Origin of the sequence: Shewanella sp. ECSMB14101, from assembly GCF_000773485.1 — a bacterium.
GTDB classification, from domain to species: domain Bacteria; phylum Pseudomonadota; class Gammaproteobacteria; order Enterobacterales; family Shewanellaceae; genus Shewanella; species Shewanella marisflavi.
In genome coordinates this window covers 37,219-55,131 of record NZ_JSFF01000023.1, presented here as the reverse complement: position 1 = coordinate 55,131, position 17,913 = coordinate 37,219, and the positions used below count along the sequence as shown (strand labels likewise).

18 protein-coding genes are annotated in these 17,913 nt (G+C 52.7%); 9 read left to right on the top strand and 9 right to left on the bottom strand.

Features of this window, described 5'->3' with window-relative positions; genetic code table 11:
- Nucleotides 1–32: 32 nt before the first annotated feature.
- Nucleotides 33–812, bottom strand: coding sequence for a pimeloyl-ACP methyl ester esterase BioH (bioH, locus tag NY07_RS15635; protein ID WP_033540291.1), 780 nt, complete (start codon nucleotides 810–812; stop codon nucleotides 33–35).
- Between the two features lie 32 nt (nucleotides 813–844).
- Here bioH and NY07_RS15630 point away from each other — a divergent pair, with 32 nt between their 5' ends.
- On the top strand, nucleotides 845–1,603 hold the full coding sequence (locus NY07_RS15630; RefSeq protein WP_052125804.1) for a ComF family protein: 759 nt from the start codon (nucleotides 845–847) through the stop codon (nucleotides 1,601–1,603).
- Here NY07_RS15630 and NY07_RS15625 read toward each other — a convergent pair.
- The 8 genes from NY07_RS15625 to hslR form a co-directional block, all read right to left on the bottom strand.
- A complete protein-coding gene (locus NY07_RS15625) occupies nucleotides 1,600–2,082 on the bottom strand; it encodes an MgtC/SapB family protein (protein WP_033540290.1) in 483 nt (160 codons plus the stop codon). The genes NY07_RS15630 and NY07_RS15625 overlap by 4 nt on opposite strands.
- A gap of 136 nt (nucleotides 2,083–2,218) precedes the next feature.
- A complete protein-coding gene (locus tag NY07_RS15620; protein WP_033540289.1) occupies nucleotides 2,219–2,425 on the bottom strand; it encodes a helix-turn-helix transcriptional regulator in 207 nt (68 codons plus the stop codon).
- A complete protein-coding gene (locus tag NY07_RS15615; RefSeq protein WP_033540288.1) occupies nucleotides 2,422–2,847 on the bottom strand; it encodes a hypothetical protein in 426 nt (141 codons plus the stop codon). Before NY07_RS15615 ends, NY07_RS15620 begins: the two co-directional genes overlap by 4 nt.
- Nucleotides 2,848–3,016: 169 nt before the next feature.
- Nucleotides 3,017–4,240, bottom strand: coding sequence for a dicarboxylate/amino acid:cation symporter (locus NY07_RS15610; RefSeq protein WP_033540287.1), 1,224 nt, complete (start codon nucleotides 4,238–4,240; stop codon nucleotides 3,017–3,019).
- Nucleotides 4,241–4,543: 303 nt separating this feature from the next.
- Nucleotides 4,544–6,355: a hypothetical protein gene (locus tag NY07_RS15605; RefSeq protein ID WP_033540286.1), complete on the bottom strand. Its 1,812-nt coding sequence runs from the start codon at nucleotides 6,353–6,355 to the stop codon at nucleotides 4,544–4,546.
- A gap of 209 nt (nucleotides 6,356–6,564) precedes the next feature.
- A complete protein-coding gene (locus NY07_RS15600; protein ID WP_033540285.1) occupies nucleotides 6,565–8,106 on the bottom strand; it encodes a phosphoenolpyruvate carboxykinase in 1,542 nt (513 codons plus the stop codon).
- A 189-nt stretch (nucleotides 8,107–8,295) separates the two neighbouring features.
- Nucleotides 8,296–9,156 carry an Hsp33 family molecular chaperone HslO gene (gene hslO / locus NY07_RS15595; protein ID WP_033540284.1) on the bottom strand — a complete coding sequence of 287 codons (861 nt, stop codon included), beginning with the start codon at nucleotides 9,154–9,156 and terminating at the stop codon, nucleotides 8,296–8,298.
- Nucleotides 9,157–9,169: 13 nt separating this feature from the next.
- Nucleotides 9,170–9,562, bottom strand: coding sequence for a ribosome-associated heat shock protein Hsp15 (hslR, locus tag NY07_RS15590; protein ID WP_033540283.1), 393 nt, complete (start codon nucleotides 9,560–9,562; stop codon nucleotides 9,170–9,172).
- A gap of 260 nt (nucleotides 9,563–9,822) precedes the next feature.
- Here hslR and gspC point away from each other — a divergent pair, with 260 nt between their 5' ends.
- The 8 genes from gspC (at nucleotide 9,823) to gspJ (ending at nucleotide 17,912) form a co-directional block, all read left to right on the top strand.
- The gene (gspC, locus tag NY07_RS15585; protein ID WP_033540282.1) at nucleotides 9,823–10,740 is read left to right on the top strand and encodes a type II secretion system protein GspC; all 918 of its coding nucleotides are present in this window, start codon (nucleotides 9,823–9,825) and stop codon (nucleotides 10,738–10,740) included.
- 23 nt (nucleotides 10,741–10,763) lie between these two features.
- A complete protein-coding gene (gene gspD / locus NY07_RS15580; RefSeq protein WP_033540281.1) occupies nucleotides 10,764–12,878 on the top strand; it encodes a type II secretion system secretin GspD in 2,115 nt (704 codons plus the stop codon).
- Nucleotides 12,871–14,442 (top strand): type II secretion system ATPase GspE, encoded by a 1,572-nt coding sequence (gspE, locus tag NY07_RS15575; protein WP_033540280.1) that lies wholly within the window; start codon nucleotides 12,871–12,873, stop codon nucleotides 14,440–14,442. Before gspD ends, gspE begins: the two co-directional genes overlap by 8 nt.
- A 2-nt stretch (nucleotides 14,443–14,444) precedes the next feature.
- The gene (gene gspF, locus NY07_RS15570; RefSeq protein ID WP_033540279.1) at nucleotides 14,445–15,665 is read left to right on the top strand and encodes a type II secretion system inner membrane protein GspF; all 1,221 of its coding nucleotides are present in this window, start codon (nucleotides 14,445–14,447) and stop codon (nucleotides 15,663–15,665) included.
- A 71-nt stretch (nucleotides 15,666–15,736) separates the two neighbouring features.
- Nucleotides 15,737–16,171 (top strand): type II secretion system major pseudopilin GspG, encoded by a 435-nt coding sequence (gene gspG / locus NY07_RS15565; RefSeq protein WP_011867410.1) that lies wholly within the window; start codon nucleotides 15,737–15,739, stop codon nucleotides 16,169–16,171.
- Between the two features lie 20 nt (nucleotides 16,172–16,191).
- Nucleotides 16,192–16,773 carry a type II secretion system minor pseudopilin GspH gene (gspH, locus tag NY07_RS15560; protein WP_033540278.1) on the top strand — a complete coding sequence of 194 codons (582 nt, stop codon included), beginning with the start codon at nucleotides 16,192–16,194 and terminating at the stop codon, nucleotides 16,771–16,773.
- Nucleotides 16,766–17,170 (top strand): type II secretion system minor pseudopilin GspI, encoded by a 405-nt coding sequence (gene gspI, locus NY07_RS15555; RefSeq protein WP_081953852.1) that lies wholly within the window; start codon nucleotides 16,766–16,768, stop codon nucleotides 17,168–17,170. The genes gspH and gspI overlap by 8 nt, the downstream gene beginning before the upstream one ends.
- Nucleotides 17,151–17,912: a type II secretion system minor pseudopilin GspJ gene (gene gspJ / locus NY07_RS15550; RefSeq protein ID WP_033540277.1), complete on the top strand. Its 762-nt coding sequence runs from the start codon at nucleotides 17,151–17,153 to the stop codon at nucleotides 17,910–17,912. Before gspI ends, gspJ begins: the two co-directional genes overlap by 20 nt.
- Nucleotide 17,913 lies beyond the last annotated feature (1 nt).

Here is a 17,913-nt window from a genome sequence, read left to right as displayed (position 1 = left end):
TAATAACCAAAAAGTGTTATGAATTAAAGTGATTATTCTTTAAGCGTCTGCAACCAAGTCTCTACCCCTTCGACAAACTCGCCTTTATGGGAAAAGAAGGGCGCGTGAGAAGCCTTGGGCAAGATAAGATCTTTATATAGCTCGGTATTCACCGGCATCAGCGGCTGTACCCGGCGAGACACCAAGCCATCTAAACGCCCCCATACTCTCAGCCAAGGCTGTTGAATTTCTTCGAGTTGCGGCCTGAGGTCCACCTCTTTGAGCATCTGCAAGCCAGCGCGCAGCGCGCTAGCATCCGGCAGCGGTTTGGCCATTACCAGATCCCTAAGCTGCTTGATATCCTGTTTAGCGGTTTCGCTACCCATGGCTTGTATGGCCAGGAATCGCTCGATCATCTTACCGAGATCTTGCTCCAGCTGATCGCCAAATTGCCCCAGAATCTGTGGCGGAATACCTGGCCAGCCTTCGGTATCACGCGCCATAAAGCAGGGAGAGGAGGCTATGGTGAGTAGTGCGTTGATACGCTCTGGATAGCGCACAGCCGCACGGGTAGCGATAAGCCCGCCGAGGGACCAGCCAGCCCAGATCGCCTGCTCAGGTACCTGCTCCATGATGTGATCGACCCAGGTATCCAGTTCACCCCCGATGGCGGGGCTGTCACCGAAGCCCGGCAGGTCGATGCAAATCAGTTGGTGATCGGCAATTGCGTGGTGTAGGGGGTTAAAGACGGCGCTGTTAACCCCCCAACCATGGAGCATGACGATGGGACGGCCTTGGCCTATAGTTTCAATGTGCAAGGATTGCTGACTCACAAAGATGCCTCTAACGGTCGGATACAAGTTAAATGGATAGAACTCATCTGAATTTATCGCGTTGGCACTGGCTCGGCGCCAGGCTGAAACGCCTGCTGGCGGCTAGTCTACCCAATCGTTGTATGATGTGCCATCAAAGGGTGGTCTTGCCACAGCGTGGGATCTGTTTAACCTGCCTGCACGCGGGCCTGTACGCTTCCCCAAGCTGCTTGGGCTGTGGCCGGCTTATTAGCGTGCAAACCTGCTATTGCGGTGCCTGCATGAAAAGCCTGCCAATTAAAGTGGTTGCCCCCGCCAGTTATCATGATGGGCTGGGTGAGGCGGTGGCGGCTATAAAATATCAGGGGCAGCTGGCTGGCCTGACGCCTTTGGTGAATGCTTTAGTGCAGCGAATACAGGCACTGGTAGAGATAGAGGCAATAACCCTGCCGCAGGTGTTAGTGCCTGTGCCTCTGCATCCTAAACGTTTGCGTGAACGGGGTTTTAATCAGGCTTATTTGATTGCCAGTGAGCTGGGTCAGGCACTGTCACTGCCTGTCTTGCCCCATGCACTAGCGCGGATCTGCGATACTCAGCCTCAGGCTGGCTTAACTGGCAAGCAGCGGCGGCGTAACTTAGCGGGCGCGTTTAGCTTGATGGAAGATTTTGATTATCAGCGCATCGCCCTGATAGATGATGTGGTGACCACAGGCACTACGGTCAGTGAAATCACCAAGTTGTTTGAGCGCCGCTATATTCAGGTACAGGTGTGGTGCCTGGCAAGAGCCGAGGCACCACACCTAAATGATTAATAGCCGTTGCGACGCCAGTTACGGTATTTGGTATGTACCCCGCGGGTAAAGAGCGAGGAGTATTCCTCCAGCAGATCGACCCCGTAGAGAATGGCGACCACCAGGAGCGATAGCTTGATCCCCACAAAAGGATCGATCACCGCAATACAGACACCTATGGCGGCCAAGGCCCAGATGGCGGCGGCAGAGGTGACCCCTACCACGACACCCTCTTTCGCCAGCATGACACCTGCCCCGAGAAAACCTATGCCTGTCACTACCTGACCTATGATGCGCGAGGGATCTGATACCGAGGTGGCGACGGTCATGGAGGCGGTGATGAAGATATAGGTACCCAGCACAATCAGAGAAGAGGTGCGTATACCCACGGGTTTGCCCCTGAGTTGGCGCTCCAGGCCTATGATGAGGCCGCAGAGTACGGCGCTGCCGAGTTCGCGCCAGCTAAAGGGATCGATAGCTACCCAAGCATCAAAGTTCATGGTTTGGTCCTAGTTCAACAGTTTGGTGCAGAGGGCTTACGGGCGGGATAACGTCTTGGGCGGATCTGCGGGTCAATTTTCGGCGAGTGTCGATCTAAAAGGCCCCTGAGTCAATAGGGGCCAGAAGAAAAAATGCTCAGGCTTCAGCGCGGGTTTCATCCTCAAAGATTGCTTCGATGGGAAGCTGAAACAGACGGGCAATTTTAAAGGCTAGCGGTAGGCTGGGATCGTACTTACCCTTCTCGATAGCGTTGACCGTTTGTCTCGATACATCCAGCAGACCTGCGAGATCGGCTTGAGTCCAGTTCCGCTCGGCGCGCAGGGGTTTTAGTCGGTTTTTCATCTGTAGTTGAGCCTCCCTATAATGATGCCCAGCATATAGGTTAACGCCAGCAGTACCACCAGGTAGGCGGCCTTGAGATCCGGTAGCAGATCCGCCAGATCCAGAATCGAATAGATGGAGAAGCCTATGATGCTGACGCCAACAGCTAAGGCGAGGGCATCGAGTTGTATCTTGCGCTCCATCTCATCAAGCTGGCGTAAAAAGCGCTTAAACGCCAGTAACATCCAGATGCCTAAGACGCTGTGAACTAGCAGGCAGGTGGCCAGTATCCAGTTTGAGGTCAGATAGTCTTGGTGCGCCAGCCAAGAGGTGCCGCCCAGGCTGAGTGCCCACAATAGCGCGAGTAAGTTAACCCGGTTGGCATTCTTGATATCCCTTAACGGCAATCCTTTTGAGCAGATGGCGTCGATGATCTGTTTCATGTGCAGTTCCTCTCGCTTGATTAAAATGTCAAACACCCTTTACACATCAAGTTAAGTCAAAAAATAACCAAGGTCAAGCTTACTTTACATAAAGTTTGGTTTATTTGACTTTGCCCAGCAGGCAAGAGATGAAAAAAAGGTGCCCATTGGGGCACCTTAGTGAGAGCATTTAGTTGTGACTGTATTTATCGAGGATCACGGCGCACGCGGCGTCTCCGGTGATATTGAGCGAGGTGCGGATCATGTCGAACACCCTGTCCAGGGCAAACAGCAGTGGCAGTCCATCGATGGGGATACCGGCGGCCAGTAGCACAGCGACGACCAGGAATGACGGGCCTGGCACCCCTGCCTGACCTATGGCGCCCAGAGTCGAGGTGAAGATGATCGCCACATAGGCGCCGAGGCTGAGATCGATACCGTACATCTGAGCAAAGAAGATAGCCACCAGACCGTAATAGATGGCGTTGCCACTCATGTTAATGGTGGCGCCTAGTGGTAGCACGAAGGAGGCGGTAGGTTTAGACACGCCCAGTTCCTCTTCACAGGTCTCCATGGTCACCGGTAGGGTCGCCATGGAGGAGGCGGTAGAGAGCGCCATCACCTGAGGTTTCTTCATGACACTGATAAATTTCCTGGCGCTCACATTAGAGAACAGCTGCACCAGCAGCGGGAAGAAGAGAAAGCCAAATAGTAAGATGCCGAAGACGAACACGGCAAATAACTTGAACACCACTTCTAAGGCATCGAAGCCGAAAGTACCGACCGAATCGGCCATCAGGCCGAACACCCCGATAGGGGCGATCACCATGACGCAGTTGATCATCCAGACGAAGGCATCGACTATGGTGTTAAGCGCCGCCAGGATAGGCTTGCTGCCTTCTCCCTTCACCTTGGTCAGGGCGATACCGAAGAAGATGCTAAATACCAAGATCTGCAAAATATTGCCGCCGGTGAGAGACTCGAACACATTGGTGGGGATCATACCGATAAAGGTATCCATCACACCGGGCAGAGCGCCTTGCTCTTCGGTCACTTTCATCAGGCCGCTGGCGCTGTGGGCGGTGAAATCGACGCCCTTGCCGGGTTGGAACAGGTTACCCAGTAGCAGTGCCAAGGAGACGGCCACGCCCGAGGTGAGGATGAAGAAACCAAAGGTGCCTATACCTATTTTGCCCGCCGAGGGGCTGTCACCCAGGCTGGCGGCGCCCGAGATGATGGAGACCAGCACCAGAGGGATAACCAGCATCTTGATCAGATGGATGAATATGGTGCCCAGCGGTGCAAATATGCTGGCCTCTTCGCCCATGATAAAACCGACGGCAGCGCCGATAATCATGGCGATCACCACTTGCACCCCGATATTGCCTAATAGCCTACTTGTCTTGGTTTTCACCTTTGCCTCGTCTTATCTGTGTTTTGCTTGTGGAATGAGTATAGTCTTGCAGGCGCGCAGCGTAGCACGGGCGAGGGGAGGAGTCTGTGAATTGGGGCTTATCCCGAGGATAAAGCCTAGGCACTCATTACAAGCATGAGGTCTAAGCATTAGGTTTAAGTATTGGGCGTGAACGGCGGGATTTTGAGGGGGATAGCCTGGTTCGGCCAAACCGCTCAGGGAACAATTTGTGGAAAGAGAAAGAGAAAGAGAAAGAGGATGGGGTTCACCATCCTCTTTGCTTGTTTAGCCGACTCACCCGGCTTAAGGTTGTTGCCCTTTGACGACCGCCTCCAGGTGTTGGTGGAAGCGTTGGTTGAAGTTGTCTTCATTGCCGTCGAAGCTGAGGCTGAGGTAATCGCCGAGCTTGCCGCTGTAGTCGGTGGCCTCGTAGACACTGACTTCGATGAGCGTATCTTCTTGGATCAGATAGTTATCGACAGACACAAATTCGGCATAGGCGGCTGGCAGGTCTATCTGCTTCACACGCAGAACAGGTTCATCGCTTGGACTGGTGCTCAGCGACCATTGATAAGTCGTGACCTCTCCCGTGATGTTGAGTTTGATGGTCTGGTTCTCTTCATCGATCACTACGTCGTCTGGGTAGAAGGCAGGCCAGAAGAGGCGAGCGACATCTGCCGTGGTTAAAAGCTCTGGATCTTGATGGCTTGGCATGGGCCAGGTGGCGAACTCACCCCGTACACGACACATCACGTCCGCAGCCTGCTTTCCCCGGTAGCGATACACCTGGCTTGGCCAATTGAGCTCGGCCAGCTTGAGTGCTGGTGGCGTGGTGCTGAGAATGGCCTGCCACTCCTCGCCTGTGCCTGAGTATTTAGTGAATTCGATTGTGATAGGGACCGAGGTGCCGCTGTACACTGTGTGTAGTGTGTTGTCTTTGTACTTGATCTCCGGCGGCTGATAGTCTTTGTCGCCTTCGATAACCCATTGTTTTAATTCACCGTTCCAGCACTCCTCTGCAGTGTCAGTTCCTTCGCGATCATCGAATACCCGGCCATTGACCTTGCCTTCGACGATAGAACCTACGAAGGTGAGATCGGGCGTGCCATAGGTGAGGGTAAAGAGGCTCTGCAATGTGGAGGGGGCCAGGGTGAAGTTGCTATGCAGCTGGTCGTCTTCAAAGAAATGGTTGTTGATCACCTGCCAATCGGCGTCCGACATGATCTTCTCATCGATTGGCGTCTCGATATAGCCTTGGGCGATCAGCGCATTGTTGACTAGAAAGCGCACCGCCATGGGGTCGCTGGCTAAATATTCCTGAGTGCTTGTGCCACTGGCTTCTACCAGGGCCCTTAGTTGATCCCGGGTCATCGACATGATGTCGTCCACGGCCAGCACATCGCTGAGCTGCTCGCCGATCAGCGCCTCTAGATGGCGGTGCAGTTGGTAGGTGTCGACAAACTCAGGAGCCAGAGATTGCTCGGCGCTGAGTTTATAGGGATTCCCCTCGCGTTCGTAGATAGTCAGTAGCATGGCGGCGAGCAGGGTGCGCTGGGTTGCGATATCAAGGGATGTGGTACCAGCGGCGCGCATGCGTGCGACGCGCTGATACTCTAAGTGAGTCATAGGGTTGAGAGCGCCGCCGTGTTCTTGCAATGCGATCAGCTTGCCTTCTCCTTCCGTGGAGATGATGGTTTGAGTGCTATCTGATTCACCTTGCTCGCTTGAGGTATTGGCATTTAAGAGGTCGGTGCGAAACGCAGCCTTGAGTAGGGCTGGCTTGCTACTGGCCTCAGCTGCCTGTTGCCAGCTGGCGACTAGCTCATAGACGGGCATTTCTACGTCACTTTCCCAGTCGATCTGATACTGACCTTCTGCATCCGCGACTGTGCTGGGCTCATCATTATCACAACTGGCATTTTGGTTAAGGTCCACGCAGACCTCGGCGCCGGCTACTGCGCCCTGATACACCACAGTGCCGATCACTTGATGGTCGAAGCTAGTGGGGGGCGGTGTGCCGCCGTCAGTGGGAGTGTCTGAATCCTTATTGGAGCCGCCGCAGGCACTGAGTAGGCAGGTGCCGAGCAGCAGAGAGCTAAGGTGAGTAAAACGCATATTTGTGTCCTTACAAATATTAACAATGAAAAGGACCCGACAACGACAACTTAGCCAAGGTCCAATACGGCTGAAAGGACATTATCTATGGCTTTGATTAAATTACCATTACCCGAACGGGTAGGTTAGGGCGACTGGGCTTACTGATTCGTGGGCAATAAAAAATGGCCCCGAAGGGCCATTGATTTCTAAGCGGTTAGACCTAGGGCTTAAGCTTTAGGACCTGCCTGCTTGATGGCGTCAGACACGTCGTACTTGGTAAAGTTTGCGGCAAACTCTTCGGCCAGCTGCTGAGCATACTTAGCGTACTCAGCCTTATCGGCCCAGGTATTAACCGGGTTCAGCAGCTTGCTGTCAACGCCAGACACGGCCACAGGCACGTCAAGGTTTAGCTTGTCGATGTGGACAGTTTCAACATCTTTCAGCTCGCCGCTAACGATGGCATCGACGATGGCGCGGGTCGTTGGGATGTCGAATCGCTTACCTACACCGTGTGGGCCGCCAGTCCAGCCAGTGTTGACCAGGTAGACCTGGCTACCGAATGACTCGATACGCTTCATCAGTAGCTCGGCGTAAACGCCAGCCGGACGTGGGAAGAAAGGCGCGCCGAAACAAGTCGAGAAAGTTGACTGAATCGCCGAGGTAGAGCCCATCTCGGTCGAACCCACTTTAGCCGTATAGCCAGAGAGGAAGTGATAGGCCGCCTGCTCTTTGCTGAGCTTAGACACAGGAGGCAATACGCCAGACACGTCGCAGGTCAGGAAGACCACGGCATTTGGCTCGGCGCCACGGTTATCTTCCTTACGTTGAGCGATATGCTCTAGCGGGTAAGCCGCGCGACTGTTTTCGGTCAGTTCTGTGTTGCTGTAGTCAGGAACGCGGTTCTCGTCCAGAGTGACGTTTTCCAGCACAGTACCGAAACGGATAGCATCCCAGATAACAGGTTCGTTCTTCTGGCTCAGATCAATACACTTGGCGTAGCAACCGCCTTCGATATTGAAGACACCGCCAGGTGCCCAACCATGCTCGTCATCACCAATAAGGAAACACTTAGGATCGGCTGACAGTGTGGTTTTGCCTGTGCCTGACAGGCCGAAGAATAGGGTGGTGTCGCCTTCGTTGCCGACGTTAGCTGAGCAGTGCATTGGCAGCACGCCTTTGGCTGGTAGCAGGAAGTTTTGTACCGAGAACATAGACTTCTTCATTTCGCCGGCGTATTTCAGACCTGCCAGCAGCACCTTGCGATCGGCAAAGTTGATGATCACGGTAGCATCTGAGTTGGTGCCATCACGGGCAGGATCACACTCGAAACCCGGCGCGTTCATGATCTGCCAAACGGGTTTGTTGGCGACGTTGAACTGCTCAGGTACGATAAACAGGTTGCGGGCGAAGAGTTGATGCCAGGCGGTTTCTGTTTTGACTTCAATGGGTTGGTAATGTTCAGGATCGGCACCCACTTCCAGTTCAGAAACAAAGGTCTCCTTGTCGGCCAGGTAGGTTGCAACGCGATCCCACAGGGCATTAAAGGCATCCATGGCGAACGGCTTGTTGACCGAACCCCAATCGATATCGTTTTCGCTGCTCGCTTCTTTCACGATAAAGCGGTCGTTAGGTGAACGTCCTGTGCGCTCGCCAGTTTTTGCCACTAATGCACCATTCGCCGTCAGCTCTCCTTCGCCGCGTGCGAGTGCAAACTCAACTAGTTGTGCTGTAGAGGGATTTTTATGAGTTTGCTTAGATCCATCCGCCATCTGTAAGGTCTCCATCATTCGAGTAGGGTTGGCTGGTCTGTGCCAGCTTGTTATTTTTTTGTCTGCATGTTAGGCAGAGCTCGATTGTAACTTAAGCGGAATTGAATGTGTGAGGAAGATCTCGAAAATTGCGAAAAAAAGAGGATGCGCACAGGCATCCTCTTAATCTAGCGAAATAAAGTCGCTGGCTTACTGCTTGGTATCCGACGTCGGGGCGTTTTTGAATAGGGCCTCAACATCGATGGAGTCGAAGCTGTAGCTGCTATTACAGTATTCGCAGCCCATTTCAATCTTACCCTGCTCGGCTAAGATAGCATCCAGCTCAGCTTTGGTGACGGTGCGCAGGGCCTGGCCACTTCGCTCACGTGAGCAGGTGCAGGAGAAGGTGACTTCGATAGGATCGAACAGGCGTACCTCTTCCTGATGGTATAGGCGGTGTAGCACTTCGGTGGCTTCCAGCTCAAACAGCTCTTCGGCCTTGATGGTGCTAGTTAGCTGTTCCAGGTGCTCGAACTCTTCATTGTGCTCATTTTCACCCGGCAGAACCTGTAGCAACATGCCGGCAGCTTGCTTGCCATTGGCAAATAGACGGATGGCGGTAGGCAGCTGTTCAGACTGGAGGAAGTATTGCTCCAGACACTCGGCCAGGGTTTCCTTCTCCAGCGCCACCACACCTTGATAACGCTCGCCGTTGCTCGGGGTCAGGGTGATCACCATGTGGCCTTGGCCCATCAGCTGTTGCAGGGTGGCATCTTTGGCGACTTCGCCTTCCCAACGTGCAACGCCGCGCAGCTGCTGCAGGTTGTTGCCATTAATCACCGCCAGAGAGACGGGACCATTGCCTTGCACCTGAATACTGATGTCGCCATCAAGCTTAAGCGTAGCCGTGAGTAAAGAGGTGGCCGCCATCAGCTCGCCCAGCAGGCACTGAATCGCTTCTGGGTAGGTGTGGGCCGACAAGATCTCCTGATAGCTCTTCTCTAGCTGTACGATTTGTCCGCGCACATCGGCGTTGTCGAATAGGTAACGGTTTAAGATATCTTTACTCATTTGTGTCTCACAGTTAGCTTTCTTTAAAGCGTATTAGTTGGCGACGTTGCTTCTTGTCTGGCTTGGTATCCGGCGCAGGATTGTTCAGCACATTCAAGCGTCTTGCCTCGGCATAGGTCTCACGTTTGGCTATGCTTTCTGGCGTCTCTTCATATAAGGTTTGGGCGATCACCGCCTTTTGGCGCTGCTCTGATAATTTTTTTATGACGATCTCTTTTTCGTCATATCCTTGTCTTAGTCTAACCACGGCATCGACTTCAGCCATCTTACTCGATTTGGTGCGCTGACCATTGTAGTGCACCTTACCGCCATTGATCATCTCTTTGGCGATAGCACGAGTTTTGTAGAAACGGGCTGCCCATAACCATTTGTCGAGCCTAACCGCGATTTGTTGTTCCGAGGTCATGGTGATTAGGTCTCCTTAAGTGTATAAAGATGTGCAAGTTCACAGCCTGAATATTTAGTCCATACTTATGCTTGGCAAACCGCTGAGATAGCGACAGACTTCACACCCTTTTTAGGCGCGTAAAGTTAGCATAAATCGCCTCTAGAGGCCAATAAAGAGACTGTTATGGGCTTGTTGCGATTAGCTGTGTAGGTTAGCATGAGCCACAGATTGGAAATTATTATAATCAGATTAGAGACCTGACTGAGGGTCCACAAAATATGGATTTATTAGACAAAGTAATATCTAAGGCAGCTGCGATCCCGCATAAGCCACTGAGTTCGGCCGCCTTCTGGCTCGGTTTGATTATCGCTATCTATCTTTTGGCGCAGATCACATGGAAGTTGGTTCCCGTTGCCGAAACCCCACAAAAATGGCAACCCACGCCTGTAGCCAGTAGCGGGTCGTCGTCGCAGGTAAATGTTTCCAGGCTGCAAGCCTTAGGTCTTTTTGGTCAGGCGGATCCCAATACGGATAAGCCTAAACCAGTCGTGGAAGAGAAAATTACCGATGCGCCTAAGACCTCATTGTCTATCCAACTCACCGGCGTGGTCGCTTCAACAGCCGAGCAGAAAGGGCTGGCGGTGATCGAGTCTGGTGGCAGTCAAAATACCTATAGCCTAGGTGACAAGATTAAAGGTACTTCGGCGTCACTGAAAGAGGTGTATGCCGATCGCATTATTATCTCCAACAGTGGCCGATACGAGACCCTGATGCTCGACGGGCTTAAGTATGAGACCCAAGGCGAAGCCAATACCCTGTTGCAAGAGGCGCGCTCCTCTCGCGATGTGCGTACCATAGATAATCGCAGCAATAGTGACGTTTCAAGAGAGATAGAAGAGTCGCGCGATGCTTTGCTGGATGATCCCAGTAAGCTCACCGACTACCTGGCGATTTCACCTGTTAACGCCGGTGGCGAATTGCAGGGATACCGTTTGAATCCGGGTAAGGACAGAGAATTATTTGAACAAGCTGGCTTTAAGGCCAACGATTTAGCAAAATCAATGAACGGCTATGATCTGACAGATATGAGCCAAGCATTGGAAGTGATGGCCCAGTTGCCAGAATTGACCGAGATTTCTTTGATGGTAGAAAGAGAAGGTCAGCTGGTCGAGATCATGTTTAGTTTGCCGCAATAAAAAGGGTTTAGGGGAAGTCATTAATGAATAATAAGAAAATACGCCGCAATCTTATCGCGAGCGTCGTGATGGGGGCCTCGTTACTGGCACCACAACTGGCGTGGTCGGAACAATATGCGGCTAATTTCAAGGGCACAGACATTCAGGAATTTATCAATATTGTTGGTAAAAACCTGAATCGAACTATCATAGTCGACCCAACCGTGCGCGGTAAAATTAACGTCCGCAGCTATGATCTGCTCAATGATGAGCAGTATTACCAGTTCTTCCTCAATGTGTTGCAGGTTTATGGCTACGCCGTCGTCGAGATGGATAACAACATCATCAAGGTGATCAAGGACAAAGACGCCAAGACCTCGGCCATTCGCGTTGCCGATGACCAGGCGCCAGGCCTGGGTGACGAGATGGTCACCCGTATCGTCGCCCTGTATAACACAGAGGCTAAACAGCTCGCTCCCTTACTGCGTCAGCTTAACGATAACGCCGGTGGCGGTAACGTAGTTAACTATGACCCCTCTAACGTCCTGATGATTTCGGGCCGCGCAGCCGTGGTAAACAAGCTGGTAGAGATCGTTCGCCGCGTCGATAAGCAGGGTGATACGGAGGTGCAAGTGGTGCCGCTGGAATATGCCTCTGCGGGCGAAATGGTGCGCATCATAGATACCCTGTATCGTTCAACGGCAAACCAATCGCAACTGCCGGGCCAGGCACCTAAAGTGGTCGCCGATGAGCGTACCAACGCCGTTATCGTCAGTGGTGATGAGAAGAGTCGCCAGCGCGTGGTCAGCCTGATCAAGAAATTGGATGCCGAGCAGGCAACAACAGGCAATACTAAGGTTCGCTATCTGCGTTACGCCAAGGCCGAAGATCTGGTGGAAGTGTTAACCGGGTTTGCCGAGAAACTGGCTAATGACCAAGATGGCGGTCAGGCACAGGGCGGGCGCAGCAAGCGCCGCAATGAAATTAACATCATGGCTCATCCAGACACCAACGCCCTGGTGATCAGCGCCGAGCCCGATCAGATGCGTACTATTGAAAGCGTGATTAATCAGCTGGATATTCGCAGGGCGCAGGTATTGGTTGAAGCCATTATCGTAGAAGTGTCAGAGGGTGATGATGTCGGTTTCGGTATCCAGTGGGCCACAGAGGCCGGTGGTGGTACCCAGTTTAATAACCTAGGCCCGACTATCGGTGAGATCGGTGCCGGTATCTGGCAGGCTCAAGATCAAGATGGCACTAAGGTTTGTACCGAAAATGGTACATGTACCGAAAACCCAACCCAGAAGGGTGATATCACTCTGCTAGCCCAAGCGCTGGGCAAGGTTAACGGTATGGCCTGGGGTGTGGCCATGGGCGATTTTGGCGCCCTGATTCAAGCCGTTTCCAGCGATACTAAGTCGAACGTACTGGCAACGCCTTCGATTACCACACTGGACAACCAGGAAGCGTCCTTCATAGTAGGTGATGAAGTGCCAATCCTCACAGGTAGTCAAAACTCCAGCAATGGTAACAGCAACCCCTTCCAGACGGTTGAGCGTAAGGAAGTCGGTGTGAAGTTAAAGGTGGTGCCACAGATCAACGAAGGCACTACGGTTAAATTAACCATTGAGCAAGAAGTCTCAGGCATTAACGGTAAGACAGGGGTCGATGTGACCTTTGCTACTCGTCGCCTGACTACCACTGTGATGGCCGATTCGGGCCAGATCGTGGTGCTCGGTGGTCTGATTAATGAAGAAGTACAGGAGAGTGTGCAGAAGGTACCTTTCCTGGGTGATATCCCAATCTTAGGTCACCTATTTAAGTCATCATCTAGCGGCAAGAAGAAGAAAAACCTTATGGTCTTCATCAAGCCGACCATTATTCGTGATGGCGTGACCATGGAAGGTATTGCCGGTCGTAAGTACAACTACTTCAGAGCCTTGCAGCTACAGCAGCAGGAGCGTGGTGTGAACCTGATGCCGAACACTAACGTGCCGGTATTGGAAGAGTGGAGCCAGGAAGAGTACTTGCCACCAGAAGTTAATGATGTGCTGCAGCGATACAAGGATCGCAAAGGGTTAGAGACCAAGATGCGTGAAACTGACCCTGCGCTGAGACAAATTAACGAAAACAAGCAGCAAGATAAGACTGATGAGTGATATTCAAGCCACACAGAACGAGGATCTGGCCCAGGTAACGAGTGAGCTCGGGCTGGCCTCGGAGGCCGAATCAGATGAGGTGTTTCACTCAACGAGTCGCGATCGCTTACCCTTTGCCTTTGCTCACCGATTCGAGTTGGTGCTGGAAAAGGGCGAAGATGAGCTTCTGACGCTCTACCATACGGTTAATACGCCTATCGATGCCATGCTGGAGGTGCGTCGTTACACTGGGCAAGAGCTGGCATTGGCAGAGCTTGAACCATCTGTGTTCGAGGCCAAGCTGACTCAGGTCTATCAGGCCAACTCTTCCGAGGCGCAGCAGCTGATGGAAGATATCGGCAACGAGATGGATCTGTTCACTCTGGCAGAAGAGCTACCTCAGACAGAAGATCTGCTCGAAGGCGATGACGATGCGCCTATCATCAAGCTGATCAATGCACTCCTGTCGGAAGCGATCAAAGAGGAAGCCTCGGATATTCATATCGAGACTTACGAGAAGCAGCTGGTGGTGCGATTCCGTGTCGACGGCGTGCTCAAAGAAGTACTCAAGCCCAATCGTAAGCTATCTTCGCTGCTGGTTTCCCGTATCAAGGTTATGGCGCGTCTGGATATCGCCGAGAAGCGCGTGCCCCAAGATGGCCGTATCTCGCTGCGTATTGCCGGACGTGCGGTCGACGTGCGTGTTTCCACCATGCCATCTAGCCATGGTGAGCGTGTGGTGCTGCGTCTACTGGATAAGAACGCCGGTAACTTAGATCTCAAACAATTAGGGATGACAGATGAGATTCGCCATCAGTTCGATGAACTGATCCGCAAGCCTCACGGTATCATCTTGGTGACGGGTCCTACCGGCTCGGGTAAGAGTACCACTCTGTATGCGGGTCTGACCGAGATCAACTCCATCGACACCAACATCCTAACCGTCGAAGACCCTATCGAGTATGAGCTGGCGGGTATAGGTCAGACTCAGGTGAATACCAAGGTCGATATGACCTTCGCCAGAGGGTTGAGAGCGATTCTGCGTCAAGACCCGGATGTGGTGATGATTGGTGAGATCCGTGACCTGGAAACGGCACAGATCGCCGTACAGGCATCACTTACCGGTCACTTGGTGATCTCTACTCTGCATACCAATACCGCCTCGGGTGCCATTACTCGTCTACAAGATATGGGCGTGGAGCCCTTCCTGGTGTCCTCGAGTCTGCTCGGGGTGCTGGCGCAGCGCCTTATCCGTACCTTGTGTCCTCATTGTAAGAGTGCGCACACGCCAGATCTGCGTGAGCGTGAGCTTTTGGGGATCAGCGAAGATGAGCCTTGTACTATTTACCGTGCGACGGGTTGTTCGGCCTGTGGCAATAACGGCTATCGTGGCCGAACCGGCATTCACGAACTGCTGTTGGTGGACGATTACGTCCGCGAGCTGATCCACACCGGACGCGGCGAATTAGCCATCGAGAAACATATTCGTAAGACGGTACCAAGCATTCGCCATGACGGTATGAGTAAAGTCCTTGCCGGGGTTACTACGCTGGAAGAAGTGTTACGCGTCACTCGTGAGGAGTAGCCATGCCAGCATTTGAGTACAAGGCGTTAAACGCCAAAGGCAAGCAGCAGAAAGGGGTTGTCGAAGCCGACACGGCTCGTCATGCCAGGGGGCAATTGCGCGAGCTGCGTCTGATGCCACTAGAGATCACCCCTGTGGTGGAGAAAGAGGCGAAGGCGAAAAGCGCTGGCTTTAGCTTTAAGCGCGGCATCTCTGTTGCCGAACTCGCCTTAATCACCCGCCAAATCGCGACTTTGGTCGCCGCCGGTCTACCGGTGGAAGAGGCGCTCAAGGCCGTAGGTCAGCAGTGTGAGAAAGATCGCCTCGCCAGCATGGTGATGGCGGTGCGCTCTCGTGTTGTCGAGGGTTATAGTCTGGCCGATTCTATGGCCGAATTCCCCCACATTTTCGATGATCTGTATCGCGCCATGGTCGCGTCCGGTGAGAAGTCGGGCCATCTCGAGGTGGTGCTTAACCGCCTCGCCGACTACACAGAACGACGCCAGCAGCTTAAGAGCAAGATGACTCAGGCGATGATCTACCCTATTGTGCTGACCTTGGTTGCCATCTGTGTGATTGCCATCTTATTGGCCGCCGTGGTGCCCCAGGTTGTGGGACAATTTGAACATATGGGGCAGGAACTGCCCTGGACCACACAGTTTTTGATCGCGGCATCAGATTTTGTGCGTGATTATGGTCTGATTGTCATTGGGGTGCTTATTGCGCTTGCCGTGGGTGCCAAGCAGTTACTGCGCAGCGCGGCGAATCGGATGAAGTTCGATACGGCCATATTAAAGATGCCTGTGATTGGCCGGGTGAGTAAGGGGCTGAATACGGCGCGATTTGCTCGCACCTTGAGTATTCTTACCGCCAGTTCGGTGCCCCTGCTCGATGCCATGCGTATCGCCAGCGAAGTCTTGATGAATGTCAGGGTTCGCGCGGCGGTTGAAGAGGCTACGGCCAGGGTACGTGAAGGCACAAGTTTAGGAGCCGCGCTGGCCAATACTAAACTTTTTCCCGCCATGATGCTCTATATGATCAGCTCGGGTGAAAAGAGTGGTCAGCTGGAGCAGATGCTTGAGCGCGCCGCCGACAACCAAGACAGAGAATTTGAGTCAAACGTCAACATCGCCCTTGGAGTGTTCGAACCTATGCTGGTCGTCAGCATGGCCGCGGTCGTTCTGTTTATCGTCTTGGCGATCCTACAGCCGATCTTAGAACTGAATAACATGATTAGCGGTTAACGCCACGGCGTTAATGGCCAACAGCCGTCCTAACCCTAAACGTTAGGGCATTTTTTATAGAGGAAGTATTAATGCAAGCAAGAAACAAGCAAAAAGGTTTTACCCTATTAGAAGTTATGGTGGTTATCGTTATTTTAGGGATCCTTGCTTCTATGGTTGTGCCTAACCTTATGGGCAACAAAGATAAAGCCGATATTCAAAAGGCGGTATCAGACATTGTTGCGCTGGAAAATGCCTTGGACATGTATCGTTTGGACAACAGCGTCTACCCTACCACTGAGCAGGGATTGGAAGCGCTGGTTCAGAAGCCGACTATTTCACCTGAGCCTCGCAACTACCGCGCTGACGGTTATGTTAAGCGTCTTCCACAGGATCCATGGCGCAACGACTACCTGCTACTGAGCCCAGGTGAGCAGGGTAAGATCGATATTTTCAGCGCAGGGCCTGACGGTCAGCCAGGTACCGAAGATGATATCGGTAACTGGAACCTGCAAGATTTCCAATAAGCCTTAAGCAGAGTCTGTCGATGCGCGGCGTCCGCCAAAGCGGTTTTACCTTGCTAGAGGTCTTGCTGGTCGTCTTGCTAATGGGATTGGCTGCCGCCGCGGTGACCTATACCACTAGCGGTGCCGATCAGCATAAGACGCTGGAGCGCACCGCGCGTCAGTTTATCGCGGCGAGCGAACTTGTGTTGGATGAAACCATATTGAGTGGTCGTTTTATCGGTATCGTTATCGATAAGCAGCACTATGAGTTTGTTTATTATGACGAAGGCAAATGGAAGCCGCTGCAGCAAGATCGTCTGCTGGCTGCCAAACAGATGGATCCTGGCGTCGAGATGCATCTTGTGCTCGATGGTTTGCCTTTAACCCAAGACGATGAAGAAGATGATGAGTCCTGGTTCGATGAGCCGCTTATCGAGCCCAGTGACGAAGAGAAGAAAAAGTTTCCTGAACCCCAGGTCATGCTGTTTCCCAGTGGCGAGATGAGCGCTTTTGAGCTGACCTTTGTGACTAAAGATGAGCGCGGTCAAGAGATTGAGGCGCTGGTAGTGGGTGATGCCTTAGGCCGCCTGAGACTCGGCAGAGAGGATGGGTTCGATGATTAAGCCGATGCCAAATCGAAGCCTTTTGGCCAGGCGCCGTGCCACAGGTATGACACTGCTTGAGGTGATCGTCGCCCTTATGGTGTTTGCTATCGCTGCCGTTTCGATTACCAAAAGCTTGGGCGAACAGATGGCCAATATGCCCATTCTTGAGGAGCGTACCCTGGCGCAGTGGGTGGCCAGTAATCAGATGGTGGACGCCAGATTAGAAAAGAAGTTTCCCGATCTGGGGCGTAAAGATGGCAGCACTGAGCTGGCGGGCAAAGAGTGGTATTGGCGTAAAGAGGTGGTGAAAACCACAGATGATAATTTTCGTATGATACGCATCAGTGTCAGTGATGATGAGCGTTATAACCGCATCATCGCCCAAGTGAGTAGCTATGTACTCAAGAATGATTAAGGCTACTCGCGGTTTCACCCTGCTGGAGATGCTGATCGCCATCGCCATCTTTGCCATGTTGGGGCTGGCGGCGAACGCTGTGCTTAGCACTGTAATGAAAAACGATGAAGTCACTGCCGAGTTTGCCCAGAGACTGAAGTCGATGCAACAGGGGTTTGGCGCATTAGAGCGTGACTTTGGTCAGATGGTGGCACGTACACCGCGCCTGCTCGAAGGCGGACGTGGCTCGACCGTAATACAGACAGGTAACGATCTGTTTGATTCGGAATCAGAGGCTATCGTTTTTTTCCGTATCGGCTGGTTAAACCCAGATGGTCTGTTGCCACGGGGCAGTTTACAGTCTGTGGCCTATGTGGTGCAGGACAATAATCTCGAGCGTTGGTATTTTCCTTATCCCGAGCCGGAATTTGGTGCCGATCCGATCAAGACAGTGGTGATTAAGAATGTGCTGTCGGTGGAGTATTCCTTCTTTGTTGAGGATAAATGGCAGCGTAAATTCGATGGTGCCAGCCTACCGCAGGCGATCGCCATGGAGATCGAGGTGGAAGGCATGGGTAAGGTGCAGCGTAAGTTCCTGCTCCCCCTTGGTGCCACATTAGCTGCTAATAGCGACGAGGAAAATAACAACTCGGGCAACAATAGCGGTAACAACAATAATAACGGCGGCAATAACGGCGGCAGCAATAACACCGGTGGCGGTAAAGGTGATGGATCGGGTGGCGAAGACGATGGTGACCAATAAC

Coding starts and splice junctions, on each gene's coding strand:
- NY07_RS15630 (WP_052125804.1), top strand. CDS start 845: ATGGATAGAACTCATCTGAATTTATCGCGTTGGCACTGGCTCGGCGCC.
- NY07_RS15625 (WP_033540290.1), bottom strand. CDS start 2,082: ATGAACTTTGATGCTTGGGTAGCTATCGATCCCTTTAGCTGGCGCGAA.
- NY07_RS15620 (WP_033540289.1), bottom strand. CDS start 2,425: ATGAAAAACCGACTAAAACCCCTGCGCGCCGAGCGGAACTGGACTCAA.
- NY07_RS15615 (WP_033540288.1), bottom strand. CDS start 2,847: ATGAAACAGATCATCGACGCCATCTGCTCAAAAGGATTGCCGTTAAGG.
- NY07_RS15605 (WP_033540286.1), bottom strand. CDS start 6,355: ATGCGTTTTACTCACCTTAGCTCTCTGCTGCTCGGCACCTGCCTACTC.
- NY07_RS15600 (WP_033540285.1), bottom strand. CDS start 8,106: ATGGCGGATGGATCTAAGCAAACTCATAAAAATCCCTCTACAGCACAA.
- hslO (WP_033540284.1), bottom strand. CDS start 9,156: ATGAGTAAAGATATCTTAAACCGTTACCTATTCGACAACGCCGATGTG.
- hslR (WP_033540283.1), bottom strand. CDS start 9,562: ATGACCTCGGAACAACAAATCGCGGTTAGGCTCGACAAATGGTTATGG.
- gspC (WP_033540282.1), top strand. CDS start 9,823: ATGGATTTATTAGACAAAGTAATATCTAAGGCAGCTGCGATCCCGCAT.
- gspD (WP_033540281.1), top strand. CDS start 10,764: ATGAATAATAAGAAAATACGCCGCAATCTTATCGCGAGCGTCGTGATG.
- gspE (WP_033540280.1), top strand. CDS start 12,871: ATGAGTGATATTCAAGCCACACAGAACGAGGATCTGGCCCAGGTAACG.
- gspF (WP_033540279.1), top strand. CDS start 14,445: ATGCCAGCATTTGAGTACAAGGCGTTAAACGCCAAAGGCAAGCAGCAG.
- gspG (WP_011867410.1), top strand. CDS start 15,737: ATGCAAGCAAGAAACAAGCAAAAAGGTTTTACCCTATTAGAAGTTATG.
- gspH (WP_033540278.1), top strand. CDS start 16,192: ATGCGCGGCGTCCGCCAAAGCGGTTTTACCTTGCTAGAGGTCTTGCTG.
- gspI (WP_081953852.1), top strand. CDS start 16,766: ATGATTAAGCCGATGCCAAATCGAAGCCTTTTGGCCAGGCGCCGTGCC.
- gspJ (WP_033540277.1), top strand. CDS start 17,151: ATGTACTCAAGAATGATTAAGGCTACTCGCGGTTTCACCCTGCTGGAG.